The organism is Planomonospora alba (assembly GCF_039534085.1).
Classification (GTDB): Bacteria; Actinomycetota; Actinomycetes; order Streptosporangiales; family Streptosporangiaceae; genus Planomonospora_B; species Planomonospora_B alba.
Map to the genome: position 1 here is coordinate 86,179 of NZ_BAAAUT010000004.1, position 13,587 is coordinate 99,765.

Sequence of the window (13,587 nt, forward strand, 5' to 3'; positions counted from 1 at the left end):
CGCCAGGTCCGCCACCGGGCTTCCGCTGAGGGCGAGCGTCTCCAGTGACGGGAGTCCGCGCAGCGGCCCGAGGTCGGTGACGGCGGTCTGTTCCAGATGCACCCACGGCAGTCCACGCTGGCGGGCCAGCGGGGAGATGTCGGCCGCCTTCGGCATGCCGGACAGCCGCAGCCAGGTGAGGGTGAGCGCGTTCAGCGGACCGAGATCGTCCACATCACGGAACCCGTGGAGTTCCACACCGGACAGACGAGGCCAGCCCTCGGTGACGGCCCGCTGGTCGATCGTGCCGCCGGAAGCGCCGAACCCCAGGGTCTCCAGGGCGGGGAAGCGGGCGAGGAACGCCGGATCCCTGAGCTGCTCCGCCCCGTAGAGCCTCAGGACGCGCAGATCGGTGTGGCGTGCGACCGGCGTGAAGTCGCGGACTCCGTCCAGCCCGAACAGCGTGAGCTCGGTCAGCCGGGGCAGGACGTCGAGGAAAGCGAGACCTCCTCCCCGTTCGAGCCCATCCATCACCAGGGAGCGCAATCTCGGCAGCCGCCCGAGCGGAGCGGGGTCCAGTGAGCACTCCGGATAGGCGTGGATCACCAGTTCCTCCAGCTCCGGTTGGAACGCCGGATCCTCGGGGTCTCCCCGGTCGAAGCTGTACACGTAGAGCGCGCTCAGCGGTGCCATGGAGCGGAGAAAGCGGAGCCCATCCGGCAAGTCGGACAAGACGGATAGATGCTTGACCTTCCGGATGTGGCGGAGCGCGGTCAGCTTCGCCAGCGCCTCCTGGCCGTTGACCAGCCAGCAGGCCCGCACGGTCGCCGCGGCCCGCGCCTCGGAGAGTCCGCCGAGGTCGCCCGGGAGGCGGAGGAGCAGCACCTCCTCCCCCGCCAGGGCGAGCGTCTTCGCCTCCGCCATGTTGCGGGGCGGGATGATCCGGGCCAGGCAGTCGAGGCATTCGTCCAGCAGCACGCCGTACAGTCGCGCCCCGGCCCCACCGAGCTGACGCGCAGGGTCCGGGAGGCCGGCCCGGACGTCCTCGGCGAGCCTGACCGGGTCCAGGTCGGCGGCCAGGAGCACCCGGTCCGACAGGTCGGCGGCGCGCAGGACCGCCACCGCCTCCTGCAGCGCGGCGGCCCTGTCGTTCTCGGTGAGCCCGGCGTACTCCTGTTCGACGAGTACGGCCAGCCGCCGCTCGACGCCGTCGGCGATCTCCGCCAGCTGGCGTTCGAAGCTGCGGCGCACGAACCGGTCGGGGAAGCCGGTCCGGATCAGGTCCTTCAGGTCGGCGTTCCGCTCGGCCCCGCTCCCGCGCGCGGTGAGCCACTCGCGCACCGCCCGCTCCGCGACGGCCTTCCCTGCGGCGGTGGCGACGGCTCCGAGCGCGGGCATCCAGGTCTCCTCGGCACGGCGGGTGATCCACCGTCCATGATCACCGGAAAGGCGGCGACATGCCGGTGAATCCCGTCATCTCCTGACACGGCTCCGGGGCTCCGGGGCTCCGGGGCTCCGGGGCTCCGGGGCTCCGGGGCTCCGGGGAACGGACTACCAGTCCTGGGAGAGACCGGACATGCGACGGAGGTATTCGTCCTCGTCGATCTCACCGGCCGCGTAGCGCCGCCTCAGGATCTCCTTCGGGTCGTCGGCGACGGGCCTGCGGCGCGCCCGGGAGGTGTGGAGCACGAGGGCGAGGCCGAGCACCACCGCCACGACCACCGCGACGACGAGGAGCACCACCGCGAGCCGGGCGATCACGGTTCACCGTCCATGCCCCCATTCTGCGAGAAATCCGGCGCCTCGTGGAGGGGTCCGCCGGGCGGGAGCACCGGCAGTCCCTGCGGGGCACCGCCCTCCAGCAGCCGGAGCAGGGCCTCGGTGTCCACGTGCCGCTCGACGAGATCGCCGAGGGCGTCCAGACGCTGCTCGCGCAGCGCGGCGAAGCAGGTGTCCGGCGCGGGCGTGAAGTCGCGGCCGGAGGCCGCGGCCACCTGGAGCAGGAACGCCCGGCGGAAGTCGTCGTTCTCCAGCGCCCCGTGCCAGGTCGTCCCCCAGACGGTCCCGGCGCGGCAGCCGTCCAGGAACGGCTCCGCCCCGTCGTCGGGCGTCACCACGCCGTGGTGGATCTCGTAGGCGGCCACGCGGCAGCCGTACGCCTCGCCCACCGGGCGGCCCAGAACCTTGTCCGGGGCGAACTCCACCGCCGCGGGCAGCAGCCCGAGCCCCTCGACCAGCCCGGCGCCCGACTCGACGTCGTCGCGGATGGTCCGGGCCAGCATCTGGTAGCCGCCGCAGACGCCCAGCACCACCCGGTCGCGCAACGCCTCGGCCAGGCCGCTGGCGCGCAGCCACGCCAGGTCGGAGACCGTGGCGCGGGAGCCCGGCAGCACCACCAGGTCGGCGTCGTCCAGCTCGGCCGGGGACGTCACGAAGCGCACCACCACCCCCGGCTCGGCCGCCAGCGCGTCCACGTCGGTGAAGTTGGAGATGCGCGGCAGCCGGACCACCGCCACGCGCAGCGTCTGCCGGCCGTACGGCGTGCGCGCCGCGGTCGCGGGCCTGCCGTCCAGGGCCAGGGAGTCCTCGACGTCGAGCCAGAGGCCGTCCAGCCACGGCAGCACCCCGTACACCTCTCGGCCGGTCAGCCTTCTGATCATGTCGAGGCCCGGTTCGAGGAGCTCGCGCGCCCCCCGGAACTTGTTGATCACGAAACCGGCCACGAGCACCTGGTCGGCGGGCTCCAGCAGCGCCACCGTCCCGTAGAGCGAGGCGAAGACCCCTCCCCGGTCGATGTCGCCGACCACGACGACCGGCAGGTCCGCGGCCCGCGCCAGGCCCATGTTGGCGATGTCGCCGCGGCGCAGGTTGATCTCCGCGGGGCTGCCCGCCCCCTCGCAGACCACCACGTCGTAGCGGTCCCGCAACCGGGCCAGCGCCTCGACCGCGATCTCCCGGAGGTGGTCCTTGACCTGCCAGTACTCCATCGCGTCGACGTCGGCGAGCGGCCGGCCCATGACCACCACCTGGCTGCGCCGGTCGCTGCCCGGCTTGAGCAGGATCGGGTTCATGTCGGCGCTCGGCTCCAGACCGCACGCGGCGGCCTGCACCGCCTGGGCCCGGCCGATCTCCGCGCCGTCGGCGGTGACGAAGGAGTTGAGCGACATGTTCTGCGCCTTGAACGGAGCGACCTTCACCCCCCGCCTCGCCAGCCACCGGCAGATCCCCGCGGTGACGACGCTCTTTCCCGCGTCGGAGGTCGTCCCGGCGACCAGCAGCGCGCCCCTCATCCCTGTGCCGCCCTTCCTCCGGCCGCCGTCCCCGGCGCCGGGCTCCGCCGTACTCCGCCCGGGACCCCTCCCCGCGCCGGGCGGTCGCGGCGCCGCCGCATTCCCTCCCGGCCCGGGGACACCCGGGCACGACCGCGGGCCGCGCCGTATCCGTCCGGCGCGGCGGTCACCCGCGCAGCGCGGCGAGGACGGCGAGTCCCGCAGCGGCGAACCCTACCGCGCGCGCCAGCCGCACCGAGCGGCGGATGTCCGCGACCGACGGTCCGGGCCCGTCACCCATCTCCGGCCGGTGCTCGGTGCGGGTCCCGTAGACGTTCACGCCGCCGAGCGTGACACCGAGCGCACCGGCGAACGCCGCCTCGCACCGGCCCGCGTTGGGACTGGGGTGACGGTGGCCGTCCCGGCGCAGCACGGCCGCCGCCCGCCGGACCGAGCCGCCCACCAGCGGGGCGCCGAGGGCCGCGAGCGCCCCGGTGATCCGGGCCGGCACGGCGTTGACGACGTCGTCGAGCCGGGCGGCGGCCCAGCCGAACCGCTCGTAGCGGGCGTTGCGGTGCCCGACCATGGCGTCCAGCGTGTTGACCGCGCGGTAGGCGAGCAGTCCCGGGACTCCGGCGACCGCCCCCCACACCAGCGGCGCCACCACGGCGTCGGAGGTGTTCTCCGCGATCGACTCGACCGTGGCGCGGGCCAGTTCCGCCTCCTCCAGGCGGGACGGGTCCCGCCCGCACAGGTGCGGCAGGCGCCCCCGCGCCCCGTCCAGATCACCGGCCTCCAGGAAGGCCGCCATGGCCGCGCCCTCCCGACCGAGCGTCGTCCCGCCCAGCACCGCCCAGGTGGCCGCGGCGCTCACCGCGCCCCGCGCCCACGGGTTGCGCGACCGGGAGGCGGCGGCGCCGAGCAGCGCGGCGGATCCGACGCAGAGGGCGACGTGCACGACGCCGGCGGCGCGGGCGTCGCCGTACGTCCTGCGCTCCAGTGCGGCGGCGGCCGCGCCGAACAGCGCGACGGGGTGGCCGCGGCGCGGGTCGGCGAAGACCGCGTCGAGCACGACGCCGGCGAGCATGCCGAGCGCGTGGGCCCTCCCCCCGAGGTCCGTACTCTTCGCGGCCTGCACGGTCTTCACGGCCTGCACGGCTATTGCAGTCTTCCCGGGCACGGTCGCCTTCCTAGACGAGGTGGGCATGGAGGTCGTCCTGGTGGGCGTCGAGCCAGGCACCGGCCCGGCGGATGCGCTCCCCGGCACCCTCGGCCCACATCCGGGCCCAGCCGCCGCCGATGGCGGCCCTGGCCCGCATGATGACGTAGGAACGGCTGAAGCGGAGGCGGGCCAGGTCGAGCAGGCGGCGCCGGTCGCGGGGCGGCAGGCCGTACGCGTCGCAGAACAGGCGCAGGCGCGGCCCGACCCGCAGGTCCCGCTGGAGGGGGTCCAGGTCCACCGGGTCGGCGATGGGCGCCCAGTGGCGCAGGGCCGTCACCACGTCGAACAGCCGGGTCGTCGGCCGGGCCAGGTCGAAGTCGATGAGCGCGTACGGCCGGCCGTCGCGGAAGAGCACGTTGTCGAGATTGACGTCGCAGTGGCCGACCAGTTCGGGGGGCCGGTCGTCGTTGGACCCGTCCTCCCAGACCGCGTCGCGAGCCGGTCGGAAGGTCGCCGCGGCGTCGTGGAAGCGCCGCAGCAGCCCGGCCAGGGCGGTCAGGGCCTCGTCGGTCACCGCGTACGGCGGGAGCGGGCGGATCCCGGACTCGCCCTCGAGATAGGTGAGGACCTCCCGTCCCCGCTCGTCGATGCCCAGCACCCGGGGCGCCCCGTCGAAGCCCGCGGCCTCCAGGTGCCGCAGCAGCGCGTGGACGGACGGCGTGGACGGCCGGGTGGGCCTGCGCACGGTGTCGCCCACGCGCACCACCCCTTCCGTCACATCACCGCCCAGCAGGGGGACCTCCCGGCGGGACGTGGCGACGAACATGGCAATTGAGCCTAGACCTGTCCATCCGATGATGATGCCGGTTCCGATCCTTTCCGGCCTGCTTCTGTACCGTTTCCGGCCCGGCCGGTAATTCGGCCGCGCGCCCTGCGGGACGGCCCCGGAGAGGCCGGACGCGTCCCGGCGAACGGACCGGATCCTCCCGCATCACCTCCCCTGCCGCCGTTCGCCCGCGTCGGGCCCGCTCTTCCCGGCCCGGGACGCACCATCCGGATGGGATACCGGCCCCCCTCGAGGAGTGATCTTCACGACACGGTAAGAAAACCGATGCATGGGCACTCGCCGGATCATGCACAATTAGGCAGGAGCGCCCTTAGCTCAGCTGGATAGAGCACCGGACTTCTAATCCGACGGTCGCAGGTTCGAATCCTGCAGGGCGCGCTTTTGATCATGGCCTGACCTGCGGAAACTCGGAGGACAGGCCTCCTCTGGAATGAAGTTTCGGTCCCTGCGCGCTCGTGGCGTGCTCGCGTGCACGGATCGTGCACACACCATGATCAAAACGGGCCCGCAGCGCCGCTCTCACCGGTCATGACGTCGCCCCGCGCCGCGATGACTCCTTCCCGAGCGTTCCGCAAGCGTTCCGGATCTTCCATGACCGCGCGACGACAAGGGCCGCTCTCCTGCTCGGCCGGTGCACCGGGCAGGAGAGCGGCCCTGCTGGTTGTTCAGCGTTGGAAGGACAGCAGGCGGGCGGGCTGCGCAAGATCCGTGTCGTTGTCGAACAGCAGGGCGGCGGTCTTCTCCGCAGCGGCGCGGGCGACCTCGGGGAAGACGCTGGTGTAGGTGTCGGCGGTGAAGGCGCTGGAGGTGTGGCCGAGCGTTTCCTGCACGACCTTCATTTCCACCCCGGCGGCGAGCATGAGTGAGGCGGCGCCGTGGCGCAGGTCGTGCAGCCGGACCGGTGGCAGGCCCGCCTGGTAGGCCAGCCACAGGAACTGGTCGGAGACGTGCTGCGGGTGCAGCCGGTCGCCGTCATGTTGGGTGAAGACGAACCCGGTGGCCTTCCACGCCGCGCCCAGCGCGATGCGCTCTTGGTGTTGCCGGGTGCGGTGGGCGCGCAGGATGGCGGTGGTGTCGGCGTCCAGGGCCAGGGTCCGCTCGGAGGCGTCGGTCTTGGGCCGGCCCTCGTGGACCTGCCAGGCGAGCTGGACGAGCTGCCAGGCGACGGTGACGGTCCCGCCCTCCAGGTCGACGTCCTTCCAGCGCAGCCCGCAGGCCTCGCCGCGGCGCAGTCCGCGTAGGGCGATCAGCCGGTACAGGGCGAACAGGCGGTGCTGGAGGGCTTCTTCGAGGAACAGGCGGGTCTGGGCGGGGGTCCAGACCATGACCGGGGAGGGCCGGGGTGTGCTGACGTAGGCGTCGATCGGGTCGACCCGGCGTCCGCCGCGGCGCTGTTTCTCCTCGGCCAGGTGGGTGCGGAAGTCCTGCTGCCATCGCCGGGCTCGTTCGTCGGTCCACACCAGCGCCTTGGGTCGGGTCTTGGGTGGCATCTCCAGCACGGCGGCGGGGTTGAAGTCGAGCAAGCGGTCTTGGCGGATGGCGAGGTTCAGGGCGTGGCGCAGGGTGGCGCGGATGCTGTGCATGGTGGAGATCCCGATCGGCCGCCGGTGCTTCACACTGGCCCGCGCGCGTGGGTCGTCGCTGGTGCGGCGTTCGGTGATGGCGGCGTTGAACTCGGTGATCTGGTCGAACATGTCGGCGATGTCGCTGACCTTCAGCCGGTCCAGCCTGATGTGCCCGAGGTAGGGCGCGAGGTAGAGGCGGATGTGGCCCTCGTAGGAGCGGCGGGTGGTCTCTTCGATGGTGCGCTTGCGTTTGAGGAACTCCTCCAGCCATTCCCCGACCGTGATCTCGGCGGTCAGGTCGTGGCCGGTGCGGATCTTGCGGCGGACGGTCTCGACGGCGGGCAGGGCCCCGGTCTCGGCGAGCGTCTTTTTGATCAGGTCGGCGATCCGCGCACCGGTGACCGGATCGTGCGGGTCGGCCAGGGCCAGCAGCTCGCGGGCCTGGGCCAGTTCGGTCTCGGCGGCTTCCTGGGAGTCGAAGCCGCCCCGCCGCAGCGGGCCGCGCCGTTTGCCGTCCCGGGTCGGCGGGAGCTCCAGCTGGTAGTTCCAGCTTCCGTGGCGGTGGCTCCAGGCGCCGCTGGGGCGGCGCAGTCTCGGGCATTTCTGCCCGAGGGCTTTTCCGGTGTCGTCCTTGCAGGAGCAGCGTTTGAAGGTCGAGCCTTCAGCCATCGGTGTCCTCCTCGGTGTCGCCGCCGCGGGCGTCGAGCAGGGCGAGCAGGCCGGTGGTGGGCACCAGGTAGCTCTTGCCGATCCGGATGACGCGGCAAGGGAACTGACCGGCTCGGGCGAGCTGGTATGCCTTGGTGCGGCCCAGTCCGAGTGCCCGCCCGGCGGTGACCAGATCGACCACGGCGGGCAGTTGCTGGATCTGCGCCAGCGTCAGCCCGGCTCTCATCGCGGCCTCCGGTCGTGATGGCGGCGCGGGCTCGGCGCTGGCCCGCCCTGTACGGCCGTCGCACCGGGCAGGCGCGGCGCACGGTGGTCCGGCCTGCCCGGTGCGCGGGTGGCCGCACGGGGCGGGGAGCATCGACGCTCGCCTTGCCGGGCCGGGTCAAGCGAAATCCGATGGTTCACCGCCCGTGACGTGCGGCGTCCCGGCCGCAGCCGCCTCATCGCCTCTCCCCCGCCGCGCTCAGCGCCTGGCCTGCGGTCGCGCCCGCCGGCGGGGTGCGGAAGATGAGCAGGTCCTCGTGGGCGGTCGCGTGGACCGGCGTCCCGCGCTCCCACGCTTTGCGGGCCTCGTGCAGCTGGAAGAACGACGATCGGTTCAGCAGCCGGTTCTCGCCGACCCCGCACAGCAGGCACACGATCCGGTCGGTGAAGACCAGGCCGGCCTCCTCCCCGGCCGCGATCACCTCGCCGGGCAGATCGATGAGCTCACCGCGCTGCCGGAACGGCCGGACCGTGATCGCTACCACGCCGCCGGGGCGCAGCAGCTGCGCGCACCCGGCCAGGATCCGGATGAAGCCCTCCAGCAGGGTCGGCAGACTCTGGTGGGCGAGGTTGGTCCGGTCGCGGGAGTAGCGGTGGTTCCACTTGCAGATGCCCGGCTGCCCGGAGTCGCGGGTGGAGCGGACATGCCCGTGCGTCTGGGAGCCGTACGGCGGGGAGGTGAGCACCAGCGCGGCCTGCCCGGCCAGGTCCGGCAGCACGCGCGGGATCTGGCGGGCGTCGGCGGCCACCACCCGTCCGGTGCCGGTCGCGCCCTGGCGGGCGGCGTGGGCGAGGTTCGCGACGGCCAGGCGCGCCCAGCTGTCCTCGTACTCCACTCCGGCCGCGTCGCGGCCTTGATGGACGGCCTCGACGAGGGTGGTGCCGATCCCGCACATCGGGTCGATGACCAGCTCGCCGGGGCGGGTGTAGGTGGCGATCACGGATGCGGCGATGGCGGGCAGCATCTTGCCCGGGTGCCGCATCGACTCGGGCAGGTAGCGGCCCAGCCGCTGGCTGCGGGAGGGCTTCTGCCCGGTGGCCCATACCGACGGGATCGATCCGGTCAACGCGCTTCCTTTCCGTGGGGCTTGGCGAACAGCAGGACGTCGCAGTGCGCCCGCCGGGCCGTGGGCACTCCCGGTGTGCCGGTGAGGCCGGTGGCCACCGCGACGGCCTGGGTAGGTGCGGCGGGATAGGCGTCGGGGCGGGCGGGAATGCGCAGCGCCACGATGTGCTGCAGGTAGACCAGGCCCGCCTCCCGGGCCTGGCGGACGAGCTCCGGAGCCGGGTCATGCGCGCGGCCGTCCTGACGGCGCAGGCCCGTGATGACCGCCAGATGACCTCCGGCCTTCAGCAGCGCGGCGGGCTCGGCCACGGCGTTCACCAAAGTCGCCGGACCGCCGGGAATGAGGCGGCGGCAGGTGTGCCGTGCCACGATCAGGGCCGCCCGGCCCCGCAGGTGGGCCAGATCCAGGTAGGTGTCCTCCGGCCGGGCGAAGCGCAGGTCGGCTCCGGGCAGGTCTTCTACCGGGTGGAAGACGCGCACGCTCTCCCAGATGTCTTCGGCGAGATCGAGGTCGGTCGTGCAGGCGGTGACCCGGCGGCCGAGCGACAGCGCGCCGGAGACCACCGCCGGCGTGTCGGCCTGCAGGTCGATGACGAGGTCACCGAGCCGGGTACATGCCTTGATCAGCTCACGGGCGAGCCTGCCGGTGACCGGCACGCAGCATCCGCTTGGGCAGGAGGCGATCGATTCGTACTGGACGGTGGTCAGCCAGACGCTGAGCGGCAGGTGCCGTCGCGCCGGTGAGGTCGTGGAGATGTCGGCGGTGGGGCGGGGTGAGGTCGTCACGGTGATGTGGCCCGGTCACCCGGACCACCTGATCCCTGTCACCTGGGCAAATACCTGCCGCCGAGTACCGGTTGGGACAGCCGGAGGCGAAACCCTAGAGGGCTGCGGTGTCCACCACAACCCTCGATCCTCTCGTTATTGCAGGTCAGAGCATTTTCGGACAGTTTCCGTCCAGGAGCTGGACGGTCGCCGCTCATTGAGCATCGAGCTCTGCGGTGAGCTCATGGCAGGGGTCGGCCCTCCGTAGGCAGCCAGCATGAGCGGGAGCCGCCTCCTGTCGACTTCAAGCTGCGTCGAGACTCTGAAGATCAGATCTCTGTCTCCCTGGGTACCCTTGGCACGTGAGCGATCTGAAGCTGTTCCGGATCCAAGACGGCAAGGCCGCCGAGCTGCAGGGGAACGCCTTCGCCGTCGAGGTGTCGCTCCAGCGCCTGATCGAGAACAACATGGAGACGTTGTTCGGCGTCCGTTTCCTGGAGACGGAGCACTCCACCGGGGCCAAGCATCGCGGCCGCATCGACTCGCTCGGCATCGACGAGAACGGCTCCCCGGTCATCTTCGAGTACAAGCGCGCCAGCAACGAGAACGTCATCAACCAGGGGCTCTTCTACCTGGACTGGCTCCTCGACCACCGGGGCGAGTTCGAGCTGCTGGTCATGCGGAAGCTCGGGGCGCAGGCCGCGGAGGAGATCGACTGGCGCAATCCCCGGCTGGTGTGCGTCGCCGGCGACTTCAACCGCTACGACGAGCACGCGATCATGCAGATGAACCGGTCGATCGAGCTGGTCCGGTATCGCGACTTCGACGGCGAGCTGCTGGCCCTTGAGCTGGTCGCGTCCCGCAGCGGAGCAGGAGAGCCCGCGAGCAGCACACCTCCCAAGACCGGTGGTGGCACGGCACCGACGCAGAGAACCGTGACCGAGTCCCTCGCGCAGGCGCCGCAACCGCTCACCGACCTGTACGGCACGCTGGAGGCCTTCATCGAGGGCCTGGGGGACGACGTCACCAAGAAGGTCCTGAAGTTCTACTTCGCCTTCCGCCGGATCAAGAACTTCGCCTGCGTCGAGATCCACCCCAGGTCCCAGACGATCCTGGTCTACGTGAAGGTCGATCCGACCGGCGTCGAGCTGGAGGAGGGCTTCAGCCGCGACGTCCGGAACATCGGCCATTACGGCACCGGTGACCTGGAGCTCCGCATCCGCACCCAGGCCGACCTGGAGAAGGCGTTCCCTCTGATCCAGCTCAGCTACGAAGCGAGCTGACCTCTCGGACGGTGACCGGCAGCACGCTGCCGCCGGGTTCCACCTCCGCCATCTGGTCGGCCGTCATCCGATGCATCCGGATTCACCATGCCGAGCATCGAACCTCGCAGCACTTTCCCGAACCTTGAAGCTCCGGATCTCGTCCGACACGTTTCCCCAGGTCATCGCGTTTCCGTCGAACCGGAAGGTCGGATAGCTCGGCGACATCGGGCTCGTCTGATTCCACGTTTTCGCAGCTCATCACCGATTCCGGCAGGCGTGTATGCCTTGCCCGGATCATTACGGCATCCGGTGTCCGTACATGAACCGTCCGGGTCCTGTACGGGGCCTTTGGCGGCATGGCGGGGTCCGACTCGACCGCGCATCGGGAGCCGCCATGCCGCACCACCAGACCCACCGTCAGTCTTCTGATTCCTCCGGCGCCCAGCCGTACCACCCCGGCACCTCGCAGTTGCCGCTCGACGTCGCGGAGCGAGCGTTCCGGCTGCTCATGGCAGGACCTGAGCCGCTGTCCGTCGACGGAGCGGCGCTCGGCCCGGGCCTTCCCGCCCGGCCCATCCCGCTGGACGAGCTGCGGGCGATCCTGCTCCACCCGTCCTGCGGGCGGGTCACCCGGGACGAGGTCTGGCGTCACCTGGTGACGCAGGCCCGCACGCATCGAGGGGCGTGGATGGTCGCGGCGGTGGCCGTGGCGATGCCCATGCTGCGCCGCCTGACCAGAGGGCTGGGCGAGAAGGTCAACCGGGAGCGCGAAGACCTCGAAGCCGACGTCCTGACCTGCTTCATGGAGGCGCTCGACCGAGTCAATCTGGCCTGGACGCACCCGGCACTGCGGCTGGCGAGGCTGACGCAGGCCGCGGTGCTGCGCGCCCACCCCGCCGACGAGCCGCAGGCCGTACCGGAGCCCGACCCGGTCGGGGAGCCGAGCCTCTCCTACCCGAACGGCCACGTGGACCTGCTGCTGGCCGGCGCGGTGCGCCAGCGGGTGATCACCGCTGACATGGCGGAGCTCCTCGGCGTCACCCGGCTGGAGAACATCCCGCTGAGCGTCTACTGCCGGCGGCACGGCCTGGACTACTGGGCCACGCTCAAGCGCCGCCAGCGCGCCGAGGCTCGCCTGGTCGCGGCCCTCGTCAGCGGCGAGCTGTCCCGCTTCGACGCCTGATCGATTTCCGGCGGGCCGTGTCCTATCCCGGCCCTCATCCCAAGTCTTTCCACAGGTGCGAGGGCAGCGCGGGCGCTCCGGATCCGCCGAGCCGCATCCCGGCCACCGGTCCCTGTCACCACCGGCACCGGCACTTCCACCGCTTCGAAGGAGGACGCCCACCCGGCCGGTGGACCGGAGGGCCCGCGCCCTCTCGCACCTGCTCCATCCGCGGATCTCCGCGACCACCCGAGGAGGTAGTGATCATGTCTCTCTCCAGCGGACCGGCCCGGCGGCGGGTCACCTGGACGGCGCTGGCCGTCGCAGCCGGTTCGGTGATCGGCTCGCTCGCCTGGACCGGCGTCGCCTGCGCGGCCGTCGAGGTGCTGGCCGCTCCGTCGTCGCTCAACCAGGTCATCGAGAACCTGCGTGATGTGATCGTCGGCCTGCTGGTCGGACTGGCGACGCTGTTCCTGACCATCGGCGGAGTCCGCTACATCCTCGCCGGAGGCGATCCCGGCGAGGTGGAGGCGGCGAAGAAGACGCTCCGGTACGCCGGGATCGGCTACGGCGTCGCCGCGCTCGCGCCGCTGCTGGTCAACATCCTCCAAGGCATCGTGGGGGCGTAGCGGTGACCCGCCGCCCGCCCGGCCGGGCACCGGCCCGCACGCGAGCAGCCCTCCGCGTGGTGGTGATCGCCGCCGCGGTGGCCCTGCTCGGCTGGATCGCTCCTCCGGCACTCGCCACCCCGGCCCCGTCTCCGACCCCGTCGCCGCAGGTGAGCTGGATCAGCCCACCACCGGCACAGGACGACGAGTGCAGTCTGCTGGACGTCGGCTGCAAGGTGAACGAGGCGGTCAACGACTGGTTCACCGACCTGGTGAAGGACGCGATCAACCCGGCCTTCAGCCTGGTCAGCCGGACTCTGCTGTCGTCTCCGCCGCCCTCGGTCCTGTCGCGGGTGCGGGAGCTGACCGGTCAGGTCGCCGCGGTGGCCAACGCACTGCTGGTGCTGTTCGTCCTGGCGGGCGGAGTGATCGTCATGGCGTACGGCAGCGCCCAGACCTCCACCACCGCCAAGGAGGTCGCTCCGCGCCTGGTGGTGGCGGTGATCCTGGTCAACGGGTCGCTGACGGTGTCGGAGTACGCGGTCCGGCTCGCCAACGGCCTGGTTGCGGGGTTGCTCGGGGACGGCGTGAGCGCCGAGCGGGCCGGAAACCTGCTGGCGGGCAAGGTGCTGGACATCGTGCGTGACCCGGACGGCACCGTGCTCTACCTCGTGGTGATCGCCGGAGTCACGGTGCTGATGGGCACGCTCCTGGCGTTCATCGCGATCATCCGCGTCACCCTGCTGCTCTTCTTGATCATCTCCGCGCCGCTGGCGCTGCTGTGCCACGCGCTGCCGCAGACCGAGGGCGTCGCCAAGCTGTGGTGGCGCGGGTTCGTCGGCGTATTGCTGATGCAGGTGCTCCAGGCGCTGGTGCTGATCCTCGCGTTCACCGTCCACCTGACCGACTCCGAGGACGCCTTCACTCCCGGCGGCATCACCGCGTGAGCGAACCAGACCACAGTCA

At 71.7% G+C, this 13,587-nt stretch carries 12 protein-coding genes, 1 tRNA gene and 1 pseudogene; 5 read left to right on the top strand and 9 right to left on the bottom strand.

Annotation, left to right across the window (positions count from 1 at the left end; translation table 11 throughout):
- Nucleotides 1-894: 894 nt before the first annotated feature.
- From ABD823_RS34555 to ABD823_RS03405, 5 genes and pseudogenes are all read right to left on the bottom strand, one after another.
- Nucleotides 895-1,377 (bottom strand): annotated as a pseudogene (locus ABD823_RS34555) (NACHT N-terminal Helical domain 1-containing protein); the annotation flags it as partial.
- Nucleotides 1,378-1,530: 153 nt separating this feature from the next.
- Nucleotides 1,531-1,740: an SHOCT domain-containing protein gene (locus tag ABD823_RS03390; RefSeq protein WP_344855771.1), complete on the bottom strand. Its 210-nt coding sequence runs from the start codon at nt 1,738-1,740 to the stop codon at nt 1,531-1,533.
- Nucleotides 1,737-3,269: a cobyric acid synthase gene (locus tag ABD823_RS03395; protein ID WP_344855773.1), complete on the bottom strand. Its 1,533-nt coding sequence runs from the start codon at nt 3,267-3,269 to the stop codon at nt 1,737-1,739. The genes ABD823_RS03390 and ABD823_RS03395 overlap by 4 nt, the downstream gene beginning before the upstream one ends.
- Before the next feature lie 166 nt (nt 3,270-3,435).
- Entirely contained in the window at nt 3,436-4,455 is a 1,020-nt protein-coding gene (locus tag ABD823_RS03400; protein WP_344855775.1) for a cobalamin biosynthesis protein, read from the bottom strand.
- Entirely contained in the window at nt 4,439-5,236 is a 798-nt protein-coding gene (locus ABD823_RS03405; protein ID WP_344855777.1) for a phosphotransferase, read from the bottom strand. The genes ABD823_RS03400 and ABD823_RS03405 overlap by 17 nt, the downstream gene beginning before the upstream one ends.
- A 325-nt stretch (nt 5,237-5,561) precedes the next feature.
- Between ABD823_RS03405 and ABD823_RS03410 the strand changes: the two genes are divergently transcribed.
- Nucleotides 5,562-5,635, top strand: a tRNA-Arg gene (locus tag ABD823_RS03410).
- Nucleotides 5,636-5,922: 287 nt separating this feature from the next.
- Here ABD823_RS03410 and ABD823_RS03415 read toward each other — a convergent pair.
- The 4 genes from ABD823_RS03415 to ABD823_RS03430 all read right to left on the bottom strand — a co-directional run bounded on the left by ABD823_RS03415 (nt 5,923) and on the right by ABD823_RS03430 (nt 9,607).
- Nucleotides 5,923-7,491: a site-specific integrase gene (locus tag ABD823_RS03415; RefSeq protein ID WP_344855779.1), complete on the bottom strand. Its 1,569-nt coding sequence runs from the start codon at nt 7,489-7,491 to the stop codon at nt 5,923-5,925.
- Nucleotides 7,484-7,717 (bottom strand): helix-turn-helix domain-containing protein, encoded by a 234-nt coding sequence (locus ABD823_RS03420; RefSeq protein WP_344855781.1) that lies wholly within the window; start codon nt 7,715-7,717, stop codon nt 7,484-7,486. The genes ABD823_RS03415 and ABD823_RS03420 overlap by 8 nt, the downstream gene beginning before the upstream one ends.
- A 214-nt stretch (nt 7,718-7,931) precedes the next feature.
- Nucleotides 7,932-8,822 (bottom strand): TRM11 family SAM-dependent methyltransferase, encoded by an 891-nt coding sequence (locus ABD823_RS03425; RefSeq protein WP_344855783.1) that lies wholly within the window; start codon nt 8,820-8,822, stop codon nt 7,932-7,934.
- Nucleotides 8,819-9,607 (bottom strand): hypothetical protein, encoded by a 789-nt coding sequence (locus ABD823_RS03430; RefSeq protein WP_344855785.1) that lies wholly within the window; start codon nt 9,605-9,607, stop codon nt 8,819-8,821. Before ABD823_RS03430 ends, ABD823_RS03425 begins: the two co-directional genes overlap by 4 nt.
- Before the next feature lie 341 nt (nt 9,608-9,948).
- On the opposite strand from ABD823_RS03430, the gene ABD823_RS03435 reads away from it, so the two are divergent.
- The 4 genes from ABD823_RS03435 (at nt 9,949) to ABD823_RS03450 (ending at nt 13,568) form a co-directional block, all read left to right on the top strand.
- Nucleotides 9,949-10,869: a DUF5655 domain-containing protein gene (locus ABD823_RS03435; protein ID WP_344855787.1), complete on the top strand. Its 921-nt coding sequence runs from the start codon at nt 9,949-9,951 to the stop codon at nt 10,867-10,869.
- 376 nt (nt 10,870-11,245) lie between these two features.
- Nucleotides 11,246-12,034 carry a hypothetical protein gene (locus ABD823_RS03440; RefSeq protein WP_344855789.1) on the top strand — a complete coding sequence of 263 codons (789 nt, stop codon included), beginning with the start codon at nt 11,246-11,248 and terminating at the stop codon, nt 12,032-12,034.
- 245 nt (nt 12,035-12,279) lie between these two features.
- Entirely contained in the window at nt 12,280-12,642 is a 363-nt protein-coding gene (locus ABD823_RS03445; RefSeq protein WP_344855791.1) for a pilin, read from the top strand.
- 56 nt (nt 12,643-12,698) lie between these two features.
- Complete coding sequence (locus ABD823_RS03450; protein ID WP_344855793.1) at nt 12,699-13,568, top strand: TrbL/VirB6 family protein; 870 nt, start codon at nt 12,699-12,701, stop codon at nt 13,566-13,568.
- The last annotated feature ends 19 nt before the right edge of the window (nt 13,569-13,587 follow it).